The following is a 21,738-nucleotide window of genomic DNA, read 5'->3' as shown; positions in this document are numbered from 1 at the left end:
AGCCCACCGCTACATTGACTTTTAAAAAGACATACCTAACAACTGATGAAGAAACGTATAGCCTTATTATTCAGCATCCTTTTTTCAATGATAGCCTTGGGGCAAAGTATCGAAAAAGAATGGAATATAACCGAGCCCAAATCACCCACATCCATCACCGAAATTAGTTTTGATAACGGAACTTTCAACATCACCTCAGCCCAAGAAACCCTTCAGGGAAGCTACACTCACAGCGGTGATCTACTCCGCTTAACTTATAAGGGTCACCCAGAGCGGGTAGAATATTTTACGGTAAGTGAACTAACAGATCAAAACCTCATATTACAAAATCAAGATGAAACCTTTGGCTTTACCACGAGTTCCACTTCACAAACTCTCCAAGGTCAAGGCACCATTATTCCTAATCAAGGTTTTAGCTTTACAAGCTTATGGCGTGGAGCATTAGGAATGCTAGTACTGCTATTTATCGCCTTTATCTTTAGTCATAACCGATCAGCAATCAATTGGAAAACTGTAGGATTAGGTCTTGCCGCTCAGTTAGTATTAGCCATAGGAGTGCTAGAGGTCTCCTTTGTTCAAAATACCTTTGAGTGGTTTGGAAATCTTTTTATATTGGTATTAGATTTTACCGCTGCTGGAAGTGAATTTTTACTTGGCGGGCTTATGAATACTGAAAGTTTTGGTTACATCTTTTTATTTCAGGTGTTGCCAACTATTATTTTCTTTTCTGCACTGACCTCTGTACTGTTTTATCTTGGAGTCATACAGATTGTCGTCAAAGGAATGGCATGGGTGCTGACCAAATTATTAGGAATATCTGGGGCAGAGAGTCTCTCGGTTGCTGGAAATATTTTCCTAGGTCAAACCGAAGCACCTTTGATGATCAAGGCTTATTTGGAGCGCATGAATAAATCAGAGATTCTTCTAGTTATGGTCGGTGGAATGTCCACTGTAGCAGGTGGTGTTCTTGCCGCATATATTGGTTTTCTAGGCGGTGATGATCCAGAGTTACGATTGGTTTTTGCTAAACACTTATTAGCCGCCTCAGTCATGGCCGCACCAGGAGCCATTGTGATTTCAAAAATGCTCTACCCTCAACAAGAAAAAATCAATGCCAACCTAGAGGTTACGGCCGATAAGATTGGCTCTAATCTTTTAGACGCTATTGCTAATGGTACTACTGAAGGACTTAAACTAGCTGCTAATGTAGCTGCCATGCTTTTAGTCTTTATCGCCTTTATTGCCATGCTCAATTATGGCCTGGGTTGGATCGGGGATATCACAAGCCTAAACACTCTTTTAGCCAACAATACGCCATATGAATCTTTCTCACTAGAATCCATTTTAGGGATTGCTTTCGCACCCCTTATGTGGCTTATCGGTGTAGCAAAAGAGGACATGATGCTCATGGGGCAATTGCTCGGAATAAAATTAGCTGCAAGTGAATTTGTGGGTTACATTCAGTTAGCAGAATTAAAAGATATTGCAAGTGGCACTCATTTCACTTATAACAAATCCGTAATTATGGCTACCTATATGCTATGTGGCTTTGCCAATTTCGCCTCTATAGGTATTCAAATTGGTGGTATCGGATCACTAGCTCCAGGGCAGCGTAAAACGCTTTCTGAATTAGGGCTAAAGGCTGTATTAGGAGGATCACTAGCTTCCCTTTTATCGGCCACTATCGCAGGAATGATTCTAGGGTAATTTACCCTTAATTTGTTACCTTTGAATATTTATGGATTTAAAGACCTTAGTGTTTTGAGATTAGGTGAAAAACCTTAGATTTGAAGGGACCATTACAACAATTTTAAACAAGCAGAAGATGAAGCAATATCACGATTTGGTTAAACACGTACTTGAAAATGGACATGAGAAAGGGGACCGGACAGGCACCGGTACAAAAAGTGTTTTCGGACATCAAATGCGTTTTGATCTCAGTGAAGGCTTTCCGATGGTAACCACTAAAAAGTTACACCTAAAATCAATCATTTATGAATTGTTGTGGTTTATAAAAGGAGACACCAATATCGAATACCTACAAGAAAATGGCGTACGAATCTGGAATGAATGGGCCGATGATAAGGGAGATTTAGGCCCTGTTTATGGACATCAATGGCGTAACTGGAATAGTGAAGAAATCGACCAAATAACCGATGTTATTCATACTTTAAAAAACAATCCAAATTCTCGGCGCATGCTTGTTAGCGCTTGGAACCCGAGTGTCCTTCCAGATAACGGTTTAAGTTTCCAGGAGAATGTAGCCAATGGAAAAGCAGCGCTTCCACCCTGCCACGCCTTTTTCCAATTTTATGTTGCTCAGGGAAAATTGTCCTGTCAGTTGTATCAAAGAAGTGCCGACATCTTTTTAGGGGTCCCTTTTAACATCGCATCATACGCCTTATTTACCATGATGATGGCTCAAGTTTGTGGATATGAGGCAGGAGACTTTATTCACACCTTTGGTGATGCGCATATTTACAACAATCACGTAGAGCAATTAGAATTGCAACTCTCTAGAGAACCTAAGCCCTTGCCAATGATGCGGCTAAATCCAGACATAAAATCCATATTCGATTTTAAATTTGATGATTTTAGTCTTGAGAATTACGACCCACACCCACATATCAAAGGACGTGTAGCCGTATAAGCACCAGTATGATCGCTACTCGGCTTTAAAACAACTTTAACGCCTTTACCCTATTTGAATTGTTTTAAAATCACTAATTTTAGGACATAAAATAAGTGTAAATGTATATTACATGTTAATCTCCGACCAAATCATTGGTGAATTCATACAAACCAGGCAAACGACCGAAGAGATTTGCGCGCCTTTAACCCAGGAGGATTACGTAATTCAACTTCGCAATTATATGTCCCCGCCTAAATGGCATTTGGGCCACACCAGCTGGTTCTTTGAGGATTATATTCTTAAAAAGCTTGACGAGAACTATCAGGAATTTAATCCGGAATTCAAACACATCTTCAACAGCGCTTACCAGCATATTGAAGACCGCTATCTAAGATCAAGCAGAGGCAATCTTTCCAGACCTTCGGTTGAAGAAGTTTATGAATATCGCGATCATATCACCAATTATTTGGCAGAGTTTTTAGATGACCATCCGGATCAAGAAATATCGTTTCTTTTAACCCTAGGGATACAACATGAAAAACAGCATCAGGAATTGCTGTTTAATGATATTAAATACCTCTTAGGGAGTAACCCACTGCGTCCTCGATACTCAGAAACCTATGAAGAGAACATTATCGAAAAACAAAAAAGCAAGTGGATCAAAGTTAAAGAAGGACTTTATGAAATAGGTCATGCAACTACTGACTTTTGCTTTGACAATGAACTCGGAAAACATAAAGTATATCTCAATAATTGTAAAATATCCAACAAACTCATCACCAATGGCGAATATTTAGAATTCATCCTAGACGGTGGTTATGAGAATGATCATCTGTGGCATGCAGAAGGTTGGCAATGGCTAAAAAGAAATCAGATAAAATCGCCGATGTATTGGCATTTTGTCGATGGGCAGTGGCAACAATACACCCTTAAAGGAATTCGTGTATTGGATCTTGAAGCCCCTGTAACCCACGTATCCTATTATGAAGCATTCGCATACGCCAATTGGCGGGAATTACGTCTACCCACGGAGTTTGAATGGGAAGTCGCCCAAGACTATTTCGATTGGGGCAAACGCTGGGAATGGACCGAGAGTGCCTACCAACCATATCCAAAGTTCAAAAAACGAACCGAATTTATTTGGGAATACAACCAAAACTTTATGGTCAATAAAAAGGTACTCCGTGGAGGTTCTGTTGTGACCTCTAAAAATCACACGCGTTATACCTATAGAAACTTCTATCACCCATCCTTAAGATGGCAGTTTAGCGGTATTCGTCTAGCCAAAGGGTAAACAAGCACCCTTATTTCTGACTACTGCGAAGTACTTTGACCACCTTATCCACATCCTTTTTAGTGTTGTAGAGATGGAAACTTAATCGAACGCCTGTCCCTCTTTTGGAAAACACAATGTTACGCTCACTAAGTAACTGCGCCTGCTTATCAGAAATTTGAAGGTTAAATATATTCGAGTGTTTAGCGGTTCGTTTTACAATGGTACCATCTAAAAGCCCTAAAGAAAGGAATTGCTCTTTTGCATAGGCAGAAACCTGCGCAATATGATTTTGGATAACCTCCTGCCCAATGGCAGTAAATTGCCTTAGGCTAAACCCTAAACTTCCAAAATTTAAGGTATCCAAATGACCCGCCTCCAAATGAAGTTGTAAGTGACTTTTGGATTGTAAAAAAGGTTGCTCCAAAGGCTCTAAATCCAAGGTATTGCTATAAAATTTCTCTTGAAATTCTTCTTTAACCAATAAATAAGCATTGCCATAGCCTGAAAGTAACCACTTATATCCACTACCCCCAAAGATATCGATTCCAGAATCTTTGAAAGAGAACATTTCTGTCCCGCTGTACTGGGTGGCATCTGCAATAAAGAGCACCTGAGGATATTGTTTTTTAAGTGAATTGATAAAATTAATATCTAGCTTAATTCCACTGATATACTGTACTAAACTAAAAGCAAATACATCTGGAGTATTGTCTTTAAATTCTTGTAAAATCCGATCTTCAAGATCTGCGGTAATCTCTAAGTTATGCACTTTTAACCCACTAGAGTAAAAAGGAAAACTAAGTGAAGGGTAATCATCCTGGAGCAGCAAAACTGAGTTGCTTTTATCCATTCCACTAACCAAGGTCTTTAAAGCAAAGGTAAAGTTCGGAGTCAGAAACACCTCTTTGGACGAGGAATTAAAATAAGTCGCTATATCTGTTCTTACACTATTTAAAGTTTGATCAGCAGTCAAACGAAACTTACTCCCGCCGATTAAAAAATCAATATCATGATTTTGACGCCATTCCATAATACCCTCGCTAATAAGGCCAGAGGCGGCAGTGTTGAGATAACAAAATCTACTTACTACGGGGAAATCTTTAGCAAACTGTTCTATTGTCATGTTATTGGTTTTACGGTTAATACACTCTTAGGTGAAGAAATTCCACACCACCCCAAACCTTATAATAAAGTCGCGATAAGGATTAAATGGAGCTGAATAATATTCCTTTTCACCGAAAAGTGAATTTAGGTGTTCTGCTTTTAAATAAATACGTGTACGCTGTACCTTAGCATTGATAAAGAAATCAAGCATCGGATAACCCCCAAATTCTTCACGATCCTGAATTAATAGCTCTCCAAGTACTGGGCTATAAGAGTTCATATAATATTTCGTAAAATACTTAGCCTCAATTCCAGTTTGGAGATAAAGCGCCTTTTGAAACAGGTGATTTGAGTAATAAAGAGATTGACGCGTTGTGAACTGTGGCACATTTAAAATATTTTCACTTTGACTTACATTTTGATACATCACCGTGTTGGCCAGACCTAAATTCCTAAGGAAATGGATGTCATTTTGGAATTTCACCTTTATGGAATTAATGCTTCCATTAAATTGCTCAGCAGTAGCCAATTGTTGAGTATCCACCCCTTGGATAGTATCATAAGTTGCATGTTCTCTAAAGTAGGCATATCCATCCCTAACAGTATAAGAAACCTCGAGACTCCCCCATTTCTGGTGAGTTAGTTTCCCACTAATAGTACTGAGTTTTTGTTTTTCAAAATCATCCGTATTCTGCCAGTTGAACCCTTTATAATCACTTTGATACAGAAGGAAATTAAAGTTAGGCATACGCGTGGAGGCATGTAAAGAAGCATCTAAACGAATCGCATCTGTCAACTGGTATCCCATTTGAGCATTCAATTGAGTGCCCCCCATTTCTCCGACGATATTTTGCATAAGGGAACCTTTAAGAGAAAAACCTCCAATAGTTTTTTCCCAACGCCCTCCTAAGGCGATTTCATTATCCCTTAGTTGATTTGTAATGGTCGATTCAGGCCCAACAACAATACTGTTGAAAAAATAATTATACTTATAGGAATTGGCCAGAAAACTAGCCTTCCCTATTATCTTATTTTGATAATTTAAACTCAACAAGTTATTAAAGGTCCTGAGTTTGGATTTGTCATGTAATTTTGAAGTTTGATACGATTCTCCAAAATAAGCATTTGCGGCTTCTTGTCTAAACTCATAACTTTTGGTTTCATAAGTAAGCTGGTGCCCGACAGATAATCCGTAATTCTTTAATGAATCTTGTTGTTTAAAAATAAAGTATTCATGATCTAAAAAGTACCGTTTGCCAAGTAAGAAATTCTCCGCATCTTCAAATTTTACATCAATTCGAGAACGATCGATAAACTCCTCATCTCCACTTGAAAACTGCTCTGGAACTAACAGACCTCCATTTTCTTGATTTAAAATATCTTGACCTGCATAATGCAATCGCATAAAATATTTTTTATCCTTGGTGTGATAACTCGTGGTAAATCTAAAGTTTCCAGAACTCGATAGAAGATGTTGATATTTCCCCAAGGAGCGCATGCCTTTATAGGCAATCGACATATTTAATTGAGGTGATGTATTGACCGTAATCATAGCATCCAATATATGTCCCTGCTCCATAACTGTTTTATACATCAGCTCGGTGGTAGGCGTAGGCACTCTATAGTAGTTGATATCCTCAACTTCCATATAGTTAAAATGTTTTCCTTCAGCCCCCAATCTAGGATACATACTGTTATCCTCGGTAGAAACTCCTAATCGGTTATAGGTCTGCCCAATGTTATTAAATCGCAGTAATTCAAAATTATCCTTTCTAAGGTAATTATATTTATACTGTTTATAGACCGTCAGTGTGGTATCAAAATTAGTAGTATCACGCTGATAGGAAATGATTTTATAATCCGTAATTGGAAATTTTTCACCATCTTTTTTAGGGGATTTTGGATCTTTAGAGGAAACAAGAGTAGTGTCGTTCACCTCCCTTACTAGATCTTCATCTTGGGCATATGTAAAACAACTCCCAAGGAGGAAGTAAACTATAAATAAGCTATTAAAGTATTTCACACGATAATTCTTTTAACACGCACCGGTTAGGCTACATCTTCAAAAACAAAGGTATACTATTTGAACGAAATTAAAAGTTTCAAATTGTCTATTATTGAATTTTATCAATCGAGTAGGAATTTCTTAATTTCGCAAAAGATAAATTATTTGTAAAGTGCTATTAAACACCCATAGTAATCTAATTCTAGAAGCTGGAACAGACGAGGCAGGTCGCGGTTGTCTTGCGGGTCCAGTAACAGCCGCAGCAGTCATCCTTAAAGAAGGATTTCACAGCGGACTTATCAACGATTCCAAACAACTCTCGCAAAAGAAAAGAGAACTTCTTCGTCCCATCATAGAACAACAAGTTCATGCCTATGCGGTAGTTCACATTGAACCTCAAGAAATTGATCGTATTAATATATTAAACGCCTCTATTTTGGGAATGCACTATGCCATTGACAAACTAATATGCCAACCCGAATTTATAATTGTCGATGGAAATCGTTTTAAAAAATACTTAGAGATACCACATGAGTGTATTATAAAAGGAGATGGCAAATACTTAAGTATTGCTGCCGCCTCAATACTAGCCAAAACTTATCGCGATGAGTACATGAATAAAATTCATGAAGAATATCCGATGTATCAATGGAGAAAAAACAAGGGTTACCCCACTAAAGAACATCGGGATGCTATTCGAAAGTACGGAATCACAAAATTTCACAGAAAGTCCTTTCGACTACTGCCCCAACAATTAAAACTCGATTTATAAGTCAGAAGACAAGCAACACTTTGACATTTAAGACGTTAAATATAAATTAAACCTAAAAACACAAGGACAGTAAATAAATCGATACTTGAGAAACACATTGGTCGTAGAATAAATCTTGATTTTTTAAATAGTTTTAATTGTATCTTATATTTTTGTAAGCAATGGCTTTGCCAAATCAATTCAATTGGACAGAAGTGATCACGTTCGGAATTTGATAAGCAGCATGTTTTAGACAAGTTTTGAACCTTTAAAATAAACAACACAAAATGAAATATTTTTTTGGAGTTATTCTCATACTATGTATAGGATTTCAGTCATGCCAAGACGCAGTTATCCCAGTATCAGACATTATCCATTACACCCCCAGAAAGGCATCTGTAGTCATAAAAATAAATGACTTTCAAGCCTTTAAAAGCGAATTAATCAACAATGATTTTTTAGAGCTCACCAAAACCTCTAAACCCTACACAGATAGCAATGAGCTCCTTTCAACCTTGAATTATATTCAAGCAAAGGATCAATCACTATTGGCAATTAATGAAATTGGTAAAGGAAATTACGATTACACCTTTATCACGAAAAAGCACAGCGATTTATTTTCCATTGATTCCACGATCAATCGAACTATTGAGTCACTTACCTATGAATCGGCTTCTATTCGGGTTTTGACCATTGACAAGCACAAAGTTTATAGCACCTTTGTCAAGAATTATTTCATCGGTTCATCCTCTAAACTAATTATCGAAAACATCATTAGAAGCCAAGGCAATCTCAATGCAGACCCTAACTTAGCAAAACTCTTTGAAGTAGCACAGAGTAACACCTCGGCCAACGTCTTTATCAACCATAAACAAAGCGAAAATTTATTTTCAAAAGTACTTTCCGATCCATTGGCAAAGGTGGTGAGCCAATTAAACGACTGGACGAGCTTTGACACAAAAATAACACAGGACTATATTAAACTAAATGGTGTAGCTTTAAATAATACAGGGAGTAACAATACACTAGATATTATAAAAAACACCTCTCCTTCCTCTAGTGAAGGGGCAGATATTGTTCCAATAAATGCGGATTACTTCATTTCACTCAACAGTGCAAATTCTGGATTAGTTGAAAACAAAAGCACTTCAGATTCTATATTTTACAATTCAAGAGAACTGCTTAAAGTTGGTATAAATGATCAGCAAATATTTGCAGTAAGCACCTCGGACAATCTTCATTTTGAAGATCATTTACAAAAGTATGTAAAAAGTAAGGGTGACTTTAGGGATTTTCTAATTTGGAATCTTAATGACAGTACCGTAGTTTCGAAACATTATCCGACTCTATTTAAAAACATTAAGAGCAAACATGTTGCAAAGGTGGGTAGCTTCTATGTTTTTACCAGTGATATGGAATCGCTTGAAAGTATTATTACGAATTTTCAGAACAACGCTACTTTTGCTCAGTTATCAAGCTATAAAACACTTCGCAATGAATTAGCGGATGAATCTTCAATCCTAGTGATTGGGAATTTGAATAAGGTTAAAGAAAACGAAGGCATCCTGAATAGTGGCTTTAAAAACCATCTTTCAAAAACGGATTTAGGCGATTATAAATTCATAGCCCTTCAATATATTGTAGAAGGAGACTTTGCACACTTCCACGCACTGCTTAAAAAAGCGAACACCTCCACGGTAAACTCCAACTTAGTCACCCAAATATTTTCAACAATTTTGGATGCAGAAGTTGCTACAGACCCTCAATTCGTATTGAATCATTATACCAAAAAGAAAGAGATCGTCGTACAGGATGTGGAAAATAACTTGTATCTAATTTCCACGGAAGGAAAAGTATTGTGGAAGAAAAAATTAGACAGCAAAATAAGAGGTGAAATCACCCAAGTTGATCTCTATAGAAATGGAAGACTCCAACTCGCCTTTACCACTGCTTCCAAACTGATGATTGTCGATCGCAATTCAAAAGATGTTTCGCCGTTCCCAATTGATTTCAATGGAACTATCACTCAACCATTATCAGTCTTTGACTACAGTAAGACTAAAGACTACCGTTTTGTGGTGGTTATGGATCAGGACGTTAGAATGTACGATCGTAATGGAAAATCTGTAAATGGATTCACCTTTAGAAAGGCCAAAAGCAGTATCATCAACAACCCGAAACACATTCGAATCGGATCTAAGGACTACCTTGTTTTTCAAGAGGGTAGTGGAAAACTAGACATTCTTCACCGTACAGGAGATGTTAGAATCAATGTAAAAGGCACTATTGAATTCTCAGGAAATCATGTGTACCTCTACGATGGAAAATTTACCACTACAAATGCATCAGGAGATCTTATTCAAATTGATCAAAATGGCGGAATCAATAAATTGGAACTCAATTTAAAAGATCAACACCTAATTGATGCGACTACCAAAACCCTTGCTACAATTTCAGAAAACGTATTAACGATTAAGGATAATTCAACCACATTAGATTTTGGTATTTACACCTTACCAAAAATTTATTACATAAACGATACGATTTATGTAACAACCACCGATTTACAAACCAATAAAGTCTATCTCTTTAACAGTAATGCTGAATTACTAGAGAATTTCCCAGTGTTTGGAGACTCTAAAATCGACTTAGATGATATGGATAATGACAATAAATTAGAAATGGTTACTAAAGGGGATAATAATTCGATCATCTGTTATAAGATCAATTAACTTCGAGTAACCCTTGTGTATATTAAAAAACTCCAGTTAAGATAACTGGAGTTTTTTTATGCTCTTAAATCAAACCTTATAATTGAAAATCCTGAGAAATCAGATCAAATAGTTTCACGCAAACAAAGATCCTTGTAGGCTATTTGATAAAATTATTTTTAAGAAAATTCAAAATAAGTTCTGATGACTTTAATTAAATCACCTCACAAAATAGACCTTCATCCGTTTTTTCAACTTTAACCAATTTGTGCTTGGTAAGTCCTTTAATGGTTTTATCCCATTTCTTATTACTCAATCCAGATTTATCCTTTAAGGTTTCAAGTAACATTCTCTGTTCTTGTTTTAAAAGTTCAAAGACTGCTTTTTCCTCCTCGTTAAGGACAACTTCTATAACTTTCTCAGGTCGCATCTGTGGAAAGAATAAAACTTCTTGAATGGATGCGTTATTGGTCAATAACATCACTAATCGATCAATTCCAATACCAATACCAGAGGTAGGAGGCATTCCATATTCAAGTGCTCGTAAAAAGTCTTGATCAATAAACATCGCCTCATCATCTCCTTTTTCAGATAGTTTTAATTGGTCCTCAAAACGCGCTCTCTGATCGATAGGGTCATTTAACTCTGAATAAGCATTGGCTAATTCCTTTCCATTTACCATGAGCTCAAAACGCTCAGTAAGTTTAGGATTATCTCGATGCTCTTTGGTTAATGGACTCATCTCTTTTGGATAATCTGTTATAAAGGTTGGCTGAATGTAGTGGTGTTCACATTTTTCTCCAAAGATTTCATCAATAAGCTTACCAATACCCATACTCTCATCGGTCGGGATGTCTAGCTTCTGGCAAACCTCACGCAATCCTACCTCATCCATATCTGCAACATCAAAACCAGTGTGATCTTTAATAGCTTGAAGAATTGGCACTCGTGGGTAAGGTGCTTTAAAGTCAATCTTATGATCACCTACGGTTACCTCTGAACTCCCATTTGAATCAACAGCAACTTTCTCTAAAAGTTCCTCCGTCATTTCCATCATCCAGTGGTAGTCTTTATAAGACACATATAGTTCCATTACGGTAAACTCTGGGTTATGGGTTTTATCCATCCCTTCGTTTCTAAAATCCTTTGCAAACTCATACACCCCATCAAAACCACCTACAATAAGCCTTTTTAGATATAGCTCATTTGCTATTCTAAGATATAACGGAATATTAAGCGCATTGTGATGTGTTACAAACGGACGTGCCGCAGCGCCCCCTGGAATAGATTGCAAAATTGGGGTTTCGACCTCTAAGTATCCTCGATTGTTGAAAAAATCACGTATACTACTAGTGATTTTAGTTCTTTTGATAAAGGTCTCTTTTACATGAGGATTCACAATTAAATCCACATAACGTTGACGGTAACGAAGTTCAGGATCACTAAAGTCATCAAACACTTTCCCTTGTGCGTCTACCTTTGGAAGTGGCAATGGACGTAGTGATTTATTTAGAACTGTAAAGTTTTTAACCATCACAGTCATCTCCCCAACTTGAGTTTTAAACAGTACGCCTTCAACACCGATGATATCACCAATATCTAAAAGTTTTTTATATACCTCGTTATATAAAGTTTTGTCCTCACCTGGACAGATTTCATCACGATTAAAATACAGCTGAATTCTACCTTCGCTATCCTGAAGTTCAGCAAAAGAAGCTTTTCCTTGGATACGTCTACTCATTAATCTTCCAGCCAACACAACCTTCTTATCGTCCTCAAAACTATTCTTCAACTTTTTAGTGGTATGATCAACCGGATACAAAGCCGCTGGATAAGGATCTATATTTAAGTCTCTTAACTTACCTAATTTTTCTCTGCGAATAATTTCTTGTTCTGAAAGTTGCATATGTGTAATTCTGAATTTTAGCCCGCAAAGATAGTGAGTATTTAACAATCTATCAATCAAATTGTAGGCTTTTGATTCATAGATTCTATTTGAATTATTTTTCAAAGCAACCATTTTTAAATGGATGCATCTAAGTAATCAAACTCAGAGAATTAACCAAAACAACATAATAGCTTTTTTATTTTGATACTAGGTCCTTTTCTATTTAGTGGTAGTGGAGAAATTGATACTGATAACAAGAAAATTGTCGAGCTTTCCATCTACCCTACCACTGGTTATAATGAATACTTATTTTCGGATGATATGTATGGAGAGTTCTTGCAGTATTGCGAAGGCAAAAATCCAAAAAAACGGTTACTTCTAAGTCCTGGAGAAAGCTTCAACAACTTCAATTATCAAAAAGGATACCACTACATTATCAAAGCAGAAAAAATCACCTTAAACCATGCGCTAAAAGACAACTCAAGTGTAATCTACGAATATATAGAAACACTTTCTAAGCAAAGAGCAGCACTACCAACATCGACAACTGAAGTAATTATGGAGGTCGCACCAGTAAAGGTCAACTTCATGCCTAGAGGAAAGGAACCACGAAAAGCTTTTTTAATCAAAATAACCAATGAAGCCAGACCAAGACCTCTAACTAGAATTGAGGGATTTGAATTTGAGAAAGGCTACATCTACCGTCTAAGAGTCACAAAAATCATTCATCCAGAAACATATAAGGAACGATTCATATTATCAGAAATATTAGCGAAAATTAAGTAACCCCAAAACAATCGCTTACAATCCTTTCCTTTTGATGAATCAAACTGTTGTTATTTCCAATTGTTGATTGATCTAATTTATTAACCCAAAAGAATGAATATTAGTTTGAATTATATATAATTATATACGTTATACATAATACAAATAAAAACGTAACTTTAGAATCTAAAATCTTATGCTGTTTTTGAAATAGTATAATCAGAATTTGGCCATATGAAGTTTAAAATTATTGCATTATTCAACCTTTTATTCATTATAATTTTAGGTTGCACAGATGAAAAGATCATTAAATTACCGCTTACCACACAAGAAGGATATGGGGCTTTCCAACCAGCCTTTGGGCTCATTAACTATTATTCAAATAACGAGAATGATCCATGGAAAAAAACGAATTTAACTGTACTTGGAATACCCGAAGACTGGACGGACGTTAGGATTGGACACATTAACACAGATATTCATCAATCCGTATATCAGAACTTCCATCTAGGAAACATCACAATGGGGCATTACAAGCGATTACAGAACACATGGAATTGGGAACCAGATTCATTAAGTTTATCAAAAAAACCGATTGCTTGTAAAATTGCATTCGCTTATGGAAAAGATCGTTCTGGAGAATTAACAATGATTGTGGATACAAATAACAATCGTGACCTTAGTGACGACAATGCTTTCGCTCCAATTGAAATAATTCCAAGCGTTAAACCAGATTACGCTGCATTGGCAAAAAAAGGCGCTGTAAAGGTTCACTATGAACGCATGGTGAATAACGAGATTGTTCAGCTCAGCACTCCTCTATTAATTGCTCACATAAAAAAGAACAATATTCTCGTTTATAACTTTGCACAATTTGCTACTACTAAATTAGATAACAAAACATTGGCCATACAATCTAATAGCTTCAGGGATCTGGCTTACCACGACCCTGAGATCCTGAAAATTGGCAAGGATGGAAATGTGGTTACCAAGGATGAATTTCTAGAAATTGGAAATGAAGTTTTCAAAAATTTAGGTGTAAACAAAAATGAAAACGTATTAATATTAGAGAGAATGGTCTTACCCAAAAACCAGTTATATTCTACACAAATAGGTTTTAAGGCAATTAAATTTTCTGGCAAGCAATTTAAAAAAGACATTTCAATTTCCTTGGATGATTTAAAAGGGAAATATGTTCTGTTAGACTTTTGGGCAACTTGGTGCGCACCATGTATTGAGGAAATACCCACGCTGAGAGAACTATATGAAAAAACCTCTAAATCGAATTTTGAAATTATTAGCATTGTTGGAGATAGTCCTATTGAATCGCTTGAACAATTGATAAAGAAACATTCAATTTCGTGGCCACAAATTATATCAAATGACCTTAATCTAATTAAAGAGAAGTATCACATTAATGGATATCCAACCACATATCTTTTGAATCCAGAGGGTGAAATTATCGCCAAAAATTTAAGAGCAAAAGACTTGAAGGACAAAATTAGAAAGTTAATTGATCAGCAAATTACGCCATAGTTATCAATCAAACCCATATAGATATGATGTATTCACTCAAAAACACAACAAACAAACTCCATAAAAACTAAATCAAAGAGTTGTACACTGTAACAAAACAACACTATCTTCGTCTAATTAATAAAATTGTATAAAATGAGTATTTGGAGAGTACTTTTATCTATCATATTACCTCCCTTAGCTGTCTTAGATAAGGGATGCGGATCTATTGTTATTGTATTTTTACTAACATTATGCGGCTGGGTACCAGGAATAATCGCAGCTCTAGTTATCCTGAACAACCCTAAGTCGTAAGCACCAGGATTTGTTTTAACTTCAAGGGGAGGTTGTTTATTTTAAACAAAGGAAACCGTATCTTTGTACCATGAATAAAAAGGTAATTTTAGAAGATTTAGGAAATAAGGATTATAAAGAGGCCTGGGATTATCAAGAGCAGCTCTTTCAGTCCATTTTTGATGTAAAATCAAAAAACCGAAAAGAATCATTAGAAACACCTACCAACAACTACTTTTTATTTGTGGAGCATCCACATGTCTACACTTTAGGAAAAAGTGGTGATCTGAGCAATCTACTATTAAATGAAAAACAGCTAAAGGAAAAAAATGCTAGTTTTTACAAAATCAACAGAGGGGGTGATATCACCTATCATGGTCCTGGTCAAATTGTAGGTTACCCAATTCTTGACTTAGATAATTTTTTTACTGACATTCATAAATACCTTCGCTTTTTAGAAGAAGTCATTATTCTCACCCTTGATGAGTATGGTTTAAAAGCCAGCCGTAGCGAAGGAGAAACTGGCGTATGGCTTGATGTTGGAACACCTTTTGCCAGAAAGATCTGTGCGATGGGTGTTAGAGCATCCAGATGGATTACCATGCATGGATTTGCCTTAAATGTCAATGCCAATCTAGGCTATTTTGACAATATCATTCCTTGTGGGATTAGAGGGAAAGGCGTCACTTCCTTAAATGTAGAATTAGGACAAGAGAAGGTCGATGAAACACAGGTAAAACAAAAACTTTTAAAACACTTCAAGGAAGTTTTTCAAGCAGAAATTATTTCAGGGGAGCTGATAGAGACAGACAGCTAAATAAACCTTTAATAAAGTAGTCGTAATTCTTTTAAGTCGAAGTATTCGATAACCTCATCCTCTAACAAGACTTTCAACATCCCATGATCACTAATGCCTTTGATAAACCCCATCATAAGGCTTCCGTCCTTTCGCTTAAATGTGGAAGGTTTGTCTTTTCTAAATAATAAATTCTCATAACTAGTTTTAAGGTCATTGAACCTGCGTTCTACCACCCAGGGTTCATAAAACTTGATGCGATCCACAATTTTCTGCAACACCTCTACTTTGTTATAATAGACACCAGTAATTTGTTTCAGCGAACTGGCATTAATCATCCCATCAAAATCAGACTGATTTAAGTTCAATCCAATGCCGATCACCGCAGCACTCATGTGTCCGTTTTTAAAGATGTTTTCGATTAAAATACCACAGACTTTCGAATTCCATGACAAAATGTCGTTAGGCCATTTTATCTTTAAATCAGGAATATTGAAAAAAGCAAGCGCATCATAAATAGCTAAGGAAACGGCAATACTAAGGTAGAATTGTTCATCACTTTGTAGACAGCTAATCTTTTTAAACACACTAAAGGTGAGGTTTTGACCAGGTTCGGTGACCCACTTAGTTCCCATTTGTCCACGCCCCTGGGTTTGGGTTTCTGCCATCACAACTGTGTAATCTTCCAGTTCATGATTCGAGACCAGTGCTTTTAAATAGGTATTGGTCGAATCAATGGCATTAAGTTTGATTAAATTCATCTAAATAGTATTACATTTACCACTGTAATGTTATATCCGTAGAGGTAGCTAAAGAACTAAAAAAATAATAACTTTGTGAAAATAAAAAAAATTAATGGTAAACACGAATAGTAGCACAGATCAATTAATAACATTTATCTTAAAAGGGATTGAAGAGGTTAAGGGAAAGGATATTAGTATTCTAGATTTAAGAGATATTGAAAACACGGTTTGTGATTACTTCATCATATGCAATGGTACTTCAAATACCCAAGTGAATGCCATCGTAAATTCCATTCAAAAAACTGTTAGTCGTGAAATCAAGGACAAACCTTGGCATGTTGAGGGTACTGACAATGCAGAATGGGTACTTATGGATTATGTCAATGTGGTCGTGCATGTATTCCAAAAGCACATTAGAGATTACTACGACATCGAAGGACTATGGGGTGATGCCAAATTAACCACCATACCTTCAAATTAAACCAAATTAAATTTCTGACAATCAAAGAACAAAAAGCAAGCTATTGTAATACTTAGCTTTAAGCTAAACTATTAGAAAGTAAAAGAAAGAATTAATGGCAAAAGAGAACAACAATAACAATACAGGCCCGAAACGACCTAAATTTAGTTCATATTGGATTTATGGCGTTATACTAGCAATCATCATTGGTATGCAATTTTTCTCAGGAGGTAGCAATTGGCAAACTCCACCTGACACTACCCCTGCTAAACTACAAGAGTACTTAAAAGAGGGCGATGTCAGTAAAATTGTAATTATCACCAACACTAGACAGGCCAAAGTGTTTTTAACCGAGGAGGCAAAGTTGAAAGAAATTCATAAAGATGCCGTCGATAAGTCGCTATTTCCATCAGGAGATACACCACAATATCAATTAAACTACGGGGATCTTCAGAATTTCGAGAACGATATCAACACAACAATTCAGCAAAACCATCTTTCAGCTTCTGTAAAATATGATACCGATTCAAATATCTTAGGGGAATTAATATTTTCAATTTTACCCTTTGTGCTTATTATTGGTATATGGATTTTCTTGATGAGACGCATGTCTGGCGGAGGAGCTGGAGGAGCTGGAGGACAAATTTTCAATATTGGTAAATCAAAGGCGCGCCTATTCGACGAAAAAACTGACATGAAAGTTACCTTTAAAGATGTTGCAGGATTAGAAGGCGCTAAAGAAGAAGTACAAGAAATCGTTGAATTCTTAAGAAACCCAGAGAAGTATACTTCCCTTGGTGGGAAGATTCCAAAAGGAGCCCTATTAGTAGGATCTCCAGGGACTGGTAAAACATTACTAGCAAAAGCAGTAGCTGGAGAAGCACAAGTTCCGTTTTTCTCACTATCTGGTTCTGATTTCGTGGAAATGTTTGTAGGGGTTGGTGCATCAAGAGTACGAGACCTTTTCAAACAAGCCAAAGATAAATCACCTTCAATAATATTTATTGATGAAATTGATGCTATCGGTAGAGCTCGAGGAAAAAACAACATGACTGGAAGTAATGATGAAAGAGAGAATACCTTAAATCAGTTACTAACAGAGATGGATGGTTTCGGCACCAATACGAACGTTATTGTTTTGGCTGCTACAAACCGTGCAGATGTTCTTGATAAAGCACTTATGAGAGCGGGACGATTTGACAGACAAATCTTTGTAGATCTTCCAGATGTTCGTGAGAGAAAAGAAATCTTTGAGGTCCATTTACGCCCTATTAAAACAGCAGAGACTCTCGATGTTGAGTTCTTAGCAAAACAAACACCTGGATTCTCAGGAGCAGATATTGCAAACGTTTGTAACGAGGCTGCTTTAATAGCCGCTAGAAATGATAAAAAAGCTGTGGACAAGCAAGACTTCCTAGATGCCGTTGATAGGATCGTGGGTGGTCTAGAGAAGAAAAATAAAATTATCACTCCAGGTGAAAAGAAAACCATTGCATATCACGAGGCAGGACACGCTACAGTGAGCTGGCTTTTAGAACACGCTGCACCGCTTGTTAAAGTTACCATTGTACCTCGAGGTCAAAGTCTAGGAGCAGCATGGTATTTACCTGAGGAACGCCTGATAGTTCGTCCAGAACAGATGGCTGACGAGATGTGTGCTACCCTAGGGGGTCGAGCAGCAGAAAAGGTGATGTTCGATACCATTTCAACTGGAGCATTAAGTGATTTAGAAAAGGTGACCAAACAGGCAAGAGCCATGGTAACTATTTACGGTCTAAACGACGCTATTGGAAACTTAACATATTACGATTCCACTGGGCAGTCTGACTTTAACCTCTCCAAGCCTTATAGTGAGCAAACTGCTCAATTAATTGACAAGGAGATCTCCAAATTAATTGAAGAGCAATACCAAAGAGCTATTGAGTTACTAAAAAACAATAAGGACAAATTAACCGAGCTCGCAGATAGATTGCTAGAGAAAGAAGTTATTTTCAAAGATGACCTAGAGCGCATCTTCGGAAAGCGACCATTTGAAGGACCATTCGCTGAAGAAACAGAAAAGTCACAAGAGCCTGAGCAGGAAAAGGAAGAAAAAGAAAATCTTGATCAAGAATAACGACAAAAATGCAAGGGGAAACAAAATTTCCCCTTGTTTTATACGTTATACCTAAGAATTTCTTACTTTTATACAACAACAGGCAAGTGAAATAAATAATAACTTCCCCGCTAAATTTACAATGAGCTTATTTAAAAAACTTTTCGGATCCAAACAAAAAGATGATACCTCTGGCACTGGCGCTGATCAAAGAGGAAAGTTCATGCCAGAAATAAAACTTCCTACGGACGAAAAATTCACAATTAATTTCAAAAAAAATGGAGGTAAGTTCCTCTATTGCGATTCTTTAGATGAGATCTACGAATGCTTCAACAATATTCTTCAAGAAAATAATTGGTCATCTCAAACGGTTTGTTGTTTAGACCCACAACTGCCACAAATATTTAAAAACTATACTTTTAGCAAGCACTCAAATTGTCATCATGCGAATATTTTGCTTTCACGTTGTGAGAACCTTGTCGCAGACAATGGAGCTATTTTAATTTCATCCAATCAAATTAAGGAAAGTAAACTAAACGACTTGCCTGATAATTTTATAATTTTTGCAACCACGAGTCAACTGGTAGATACCATTGGTGAAGGCTTAAGGGGCATTAAGGCTAAAAATAAAAATCAGATCCCTACCAACATTACTACTATTAAGCATTTTAGCATAAAAGAAGAAAAAGATTTCCTCACCTACGGAAGTAGCTCAAAAAACTTATATTTGCTGCTGCTTGAAGATCTCTAATCTATTTTAGAACTTCACCTAAAAGCTAACCCTAAAAAATCAACCTTTGTGAGAGAACTGTTAAAAAGGTCCTTGACTGGCATTATATATGTATTTTTATTACTTGCAGCAGTGTACTTGAGCACTTCCGCGTTTGACTTTCTTTTCCTTATTTTCGGAATTACCTGCATTTATGAATTCAAAAAACTCATCCGTTTGCAAGGCTATTATATCTTTATCGCCTTTCTAGCACTATGGTGGGTGTTTATTTATCTTCTTGGAGAGTTATCACAACAAGAAGTTCTACGCAATATCTTATTGGCAGCAACACTCTTAGTTAATATTCTCTTATGCTTAAATCTCTTTAAGACAAAGGTTCCAAGGTACTCCAATACCCAAAAATTTCTAATTACCATATTTTATATTGGTGGTGGATCTATATTTCTAACCATGATTCCATACAAAGAGGATTTTGTCAAATCTCTTATCATCGGTGTTTTTGTTCTGATTTGGGTCAATGACTCCTTTGCATATCTGGTTGGGAAAGCAATAGGTAAAAACAAATTATTCCCTAGTGTATCACCAAAGAAAACCATTGAAGGCTTTTTAGGTGGATTTATATTTGCTTTAATTGCGGCCTATTTACTATCTTTATCGGGTAATGAACTAACATCAATACAATGGCTCATTTTAGCCGCTGTACTGGTAATAACGGGAACTATTGGAGATCTCGTAGAATCAAAATTTAAACGTTTGGCAGGTGTAAAAGACAGTGGAGCTATACTCCCTGGCCATGGTGGATTATTAGATAGATTGGACAGCCTAATTTTCGCTGCACCATTTGCTTTTTTAACCCTTCAAATTTATAACTATGTTTCATAAAGAAGGCTTCAAGATCATCATTGGCGCATTTGTAATTCTTGCCGCAGGGATTCTGCTGGCTAAATTATACATTGACAACTTTTATATTCAGAAAGCTGTCCAAGTCACTTTACTAATCATATTAGTGGCTATTCTTCAGTTTTTTAGAAATCCAAAGCGTGCAACTATATTAGATGACACACAGATTATTGCACCGGTGGATGGCAAAGTGGTAGTCATAGAGGAGGTTTACGAGAAAGAATACTTTAAAGATAAACGCATACAGGTGTCCATATTTATGTCACCAATCAATGTACATGTTACTCGTTACGCTCTTGGAGGACTGGTAAAATATAGCCAATACCATCCAGGTAAATACTTAGTTGCATGGCACCCCAAAGCATCAGAAGAAAACGAACGTACCACTATCGTGATACAGAACCCTACTTATGGTGAAGTTTTGTATCGACAAATTGCCGGTGCTATGGCAAAGCGAATTGTTAATTATGCCAAGGTAGGAGAAAGCGTTGTACAAGGAAGTGACGCTGGGTTTATAAAATTCGGATCACGGGTAGATTTATTTTTACCATTAGATTCAGAGCTCAAAATAAAACTACATCAAAAAGTAAAAGGTGGAATTGACATCATCGCATCTTAAAATGGACCAAGAAGCACTAAATAAAGAATTTGAACAGGCTGTCGACCGGGTAAATAATTATCCTGAACTTTTTCCTGCAGATTTTCTATTACGCTTATACGCCTACTACAAAAAGGCAACTCATAATATTGACCCCCCAGGTAGCAGACGTGCTATCATTAATGCTTTTAAAGCAAATGCACTCTTTCAAGCTAAGGGGATTTCAGAATCAGAGGCAAAAGAAAAATATGTAAAACTGGTCAAGGAATTTTTTGAGGAAAAAAATTAAATAGCCTATCCTTATAGCAGCTCAAAATAAGGTAGTTATCCCTTCTCCTTAAAAATACACTCTTAATAACCTTTTATTTATAATTAAAAAGAGTAATCAACCCCGCAGTAAACAATTACAAAAAAGTGGATCCGATCTAAAAAATAAAAATCTCCCCCAAAACGTAATAGGAGGAGATCTTTAATT

Annotated in this window: 19 protein-coding genes; 15 read left to right on the top strand and 4 right to left on the bottom strand. The window is 36.5% G+C overall.

Annotation, left to right across the window (positions count from 1 at the left end; genetic code table 11):
- Positions 1–45: 45 nt before the first annotated feature.
- From I215_RS05175 to egtB, 3 genes are all read left to right on the top strand, one after another.
- Positions 46–1,707 (top strand): NupC/NupG family nucleoside CNT transporter, encoded by a 1,662-nt coding sequence (locus I215_RS05175; protein WP_008990908.1) that lies wholly within the window; start codon positions 46–48, stop codon positions 1,705–1,707.
- Between the two features lie 118 nt (positions 1,708–1,825).
- A complete protein-coding gene (locus I215_RS05170) occupies positions 1,826–2,650 on the top strand; it encodes a thymidylate synthase (RefSeq protein ID WP_008990907.1) in 825 nt (274 codons plus the stop codon).
- Positions 2,651–2,762: 112 nt separating this feature from the next.
- The gene (egtB, locus tag I215_RS05165) at positions 2,763–3,926 is read left to right on the top strand and encodes an ergothioneine biosynthesis protein EgtB (protein WP_008990906.1); all 1,164 of its coding nucleotides are present in this window, start codon (positions 2,763–2,765) and stop codon (positions 3,924–3,926) included.
- A 10-nt stretch (positions 3,927–3,936) separates the two neighbouring features.
- Here egtB and I215_RS05160 read toward each other — a convergent pair whose 3' ends face one another.
- Together I215_RS05160 and I215_RS05155 are read right to left on the bottom strand one after the other, a co-directional pair.
- Positions 3,937–5,031 (bottom strand): aminotransferase class V-fold PLP-dependent enzyme, encoded by a 1,095-nt coding sequence (locus I215_RS05160; RefSeq protein WP_008990905.1) that lies wholly within the window; start codon positions 5,029–5,031, stop codon positions 3,937–3,939.
- 27 nt (positions 5,032–5,058) lie between these two features.
- Positions 5,059–7,035, bottom strand: coding sequence for a putative porin (locus tag I215_RS05155; protein WP_008990904.1), 1,977 nt, complete (start codon positions 7,033–7,035; stop codon positions 5,059–5,061).
- Between the two features lie 154 nt (positions 7,036–7,189).
- Here I215_RS05155 and I215_RS05150 point away from each other — a divergent pair, with 154 nt between their 5' ends.
- The gene (locus I215_RS05150) at positions 7,190–7,789 is read left to right on the top strand and encodes a ribonuclease HII (protein ID WP_008990903.1); all 600 of its coding nucleotides are present in this window, start codon (positions 7,190–7,192) and stop codon (positions 7,787–7,789) included.
- Positions 7,790–8,055: 266 nt separating this feature from the next.
- Entirely contained in the window at positions 8,056–10,500 is a 2,445-nt protein-coding gene (locus tag I215_RS05145; protein ID WP_008990902.1) for a hypothetical protein, read from the top strand.
- Positions 10,501–10,693: 193 nt separating this feature from the next.
- Here the strand turns inward: I215_RS05145 and lysS are convergent, their stop codons facing one another.
- Positions 10,694–12,385 (bottom strand): lysine--tRNA ligase, encoded by a 1,692-nt coding sequence (gene lysS / locus I215_RS05140; protein WP_008990901.1) that lies wholly within the window; start codon positions 12,383–12,385, stop codon positions 10,694–10,696.
- A 183-nt stretch (positions 12,386–12,568) separates the two neighbouring features.
- Here lysS and I215_RS05135 point away from each other — a divergent pair, with 183 nt between their 5' ends.
- From I215_RS05135 to lipB, 4 genes are all read left to right on the top strand, one after another.
- A complete protein-coding gene (locus I215_RS05135) occupies positions 12,569–13,153 on the top strand; it encodes a DUF4377 domain-containing protein (RefSeq protein ID WP_008990900.1) in 585 nt (194 codons plus the stop codon).
- A 213-nt stretch (positions 13,154–13,366) separates the two neighbouring features.
- Positions 13,367–14,668: a TlpA family protein disulfide reductase gene (locus tag I215_RS05130; RefSeq protein WP_008990899.1), complete on the top strand. Its 1,302-nt coding sequence runs from the start codon at positions 13,367–13,369 to the stop codon at positions 14,666–14,668.
- 135 nt (positions 14,669–14,803) lie between these two features.
- Positions 14,804–14,962 carry a YqaE/Pmp3 family membrane protein gene (locus tag I215_RS15845; protein ID WP_008990898.1) on the top strand — a complete coding sequence of 53 codons (159 nt, stop codon included), beginning with the start codon at positions 14,804–14,806 and terminating at the stop codon, positions 14,960–14,962.
- 70 nt (positions 14,963–15,032) lie between these two features.
- Complete coding sequence (gene lipB / locus I215_RS05125; RefSeq protein WP_008990897.1) at positions 15,033–15,758, top strand: lipoyl(octanoyl) transferase LipB; 726 nt, start codon at positions 15,033–15,035, stop codon at positions 15,756–15,758.
- A gap of 8 nt (positions 15,759–15,766) precedes the next feature.
- On the opposite strand, the gene I215_RS05120 is transcribed toward lipB, so the two are convergent.
- Complete coding sequence (locus I215_RS05120; protein WP_008990896.1) at positions 15,767–16,498, bottom strand: biotin--[acetyl-CoA-carboxylase] ligase; 732 nt, start codon at positions 16,496–16,498, stop codon at positions 15,767–15,769.
- Between the two features lie 94 nt (positions 16,499–16,592).
- Between I215_RS05120 and rsfS the strand changes: the two genes are divergently transcribed.
- The 6 genes from rsfS (at position 16,593) to I215_RS05090 (ending at position 21,552) form a co-directional block, all read left to right on the top strand.
- Complete coding sequence (rsfS, locus tag I215_RS05115; RefSeq protein ID WP_008990895.1) at positions 16,593–16,961, top strand: ribosome silencing factor; 369 nt, start codon at positions 16,593–16,595, stop codon at positions 16,959–16,961.
- 94 nt (positions 16,962–17,055) lie between these two features.
- Positions 17,056–19,056, top strand: a complete 2,001-nt coding sequence (gene ftsH / locus I215_RS05110; protein WP_008990894.1) for an ATP-dependent zinc metalloprotease FtsH — start codon at positions 17,056–17,058, stop codon at positions 19,054–19,056.
- Between the two features lie 121 nt (positions 19,057–19,177).
- On the top strand, positions 19,178–19,786 hold the full coding sequence (locus tag I215_RS05105) for an LUD domain-containing protein (RefSeq protein WP_008990893.1): 609 nt from the start codon (positions 19,178–19,180) through the stop codon (positions 19,784–19,786).
- A gap of 48 nt (positions 19,787–19,834) precedes the next feature.
- Positions 19,835–20,647 (top strand): phosphatidate cytidylyltransferase, encoded by an 813-nt coding sequence (locus I215_RS05100; protein WP_008990892.1) that lies wholly within the window; start codon positions 19,835–19,837, stop codon positions 20,645–20,647.
- The gene (locus I215_RS05095) at positions 20,637–21,284 is read left to right on the top strand and encodes a phosphatidylserine decarboxylase family protein (RefSeq protein WP_008990891.1); all 648 of its coding nucleotides are present in this window, start codon (positions 20,637–20,639) and stop codon (positions 21,282–21,284) included. The genes I215_RS05100 and I215_RS05095 overlap by 11 nt, the downstream gene beginning before the upstream one ends.
- Before the next feature lies 1 nt (position 21,285).
- Entirely contained in the window at positions 21,286–21,552 is a 267-nt protein-coding gene (locus I215_RS05090; RefSeq protein WP_008990890.1) for an acyl-CoA-binding protein, read from the top strand.
- Positions 21,553–21,738 lie beyond the last annotated feature (186 nt).

It is taken from the genome of Galbibacter marinus, from assembly GCF_000300875.1.
GTDB classification, from domain to species: Bacteria; Bacteroidota; Bacteroidia; order Flavobacteriales; family Flavobacteriaceae; genus Galbibacter; species Galbibacter marinus.
This window is presented reverse-complemented; position numbering and strand designations above follow the sequence as displayed.

Coding starts and splice junctions, on each gene's coding strand:
- rsfS (WP_008990895.1), top strand. CDS start 16,593: ATGGTAAACACGAATAGTAGCACAGATCAATTAATAACATTTATCTTA.
- I215_RS15845 (WP_008990898.1), top strand. CDS start 14,804: ATGAGTATTTGGAGAGTACTTTTATCTATCATATTACCTCCCTTAGCT.
- ftsH (WP_008990894.1), top strand. CDS start 17,056: ATGGCAAAAGAGAACAACAATAACAATACAGGCCCGAAACGACCTAAA.
- I215_RS05130 (WP_008990899.1), top strand. CDS start 13,367: ATGAAGTTTAAAATTATTGCATTATTCAACCTTTTATTCATTATAATT.
- lipB (WP_008990897.1), top strand. CDS start 15,033: ATGAATAAAAAGGTAATTTTAGAAGATTTAGGAAATAAGGATTATAAA.
- I215_RS05145 (WP_008990902.1), top strand. CDS start 8,056: ATGAAATATTTTTTTGGAGTTATTCTCATACTATGTATAGGATTTCAG.
- I215_RS05170 (WP_008990907.1), top strand. CDS start 1,826: ATGAAGCAATATCACGATTTGGTTAAACACGTACTTGAAAATGGACAT.
- I215_RS05175 (WP_008990908.1), top strand. CDS start 46: ATGAAGAAACGTATAGCCTTATTATTCAGCATCCTTTTTTCAATGATA.
- I215_RS05120 (WP_008990896.1), bottom strand. CDS start 16,498: ATGAATTTAATCAAACTTAATGCCATTGATTCGACCAATACCTATTTA.
- I215_RS05090 (WP_008990890.1), top strand. CDS start 21,286: ATGGACCAAGAAGCACTAAATAAAGAATTTGAACAGGCTGTCGACCGG.
- I215_RS05160 (WP_008990905.1), bottom strand. CDS start 5,031: ATGACAATAGAACAGTTTGCTAAAGATTTCCCCGTAGTAAGTAGATTT.
- I215_RS05105 (WP_008990893.1), top strand. CDS start 19,178: ATGAGCTTATTTAAAAAACTTTTCGGATCCAAACAAAAAGATGATACC.
- lysS (WP_008990901.1), bottom strand. CDS start 12,385: ATGCAACTTTCAGAACAAGAAATTATTCGCAGAGAAAAATTAGGTAAG.
- I215_RS05095 (WP_008990891.1), top strand. CDS start 20,637: ATGTTTCATAAAGAAGGCTTCAAGATCATCATTGGCGCATTTGTAATT.
- egtB (WP_008990906.1), top strand. CDS start 2,763: ATGTTAATCTCCGACCAAATCATTGGTGAATTCATACAAACCAGGCAA.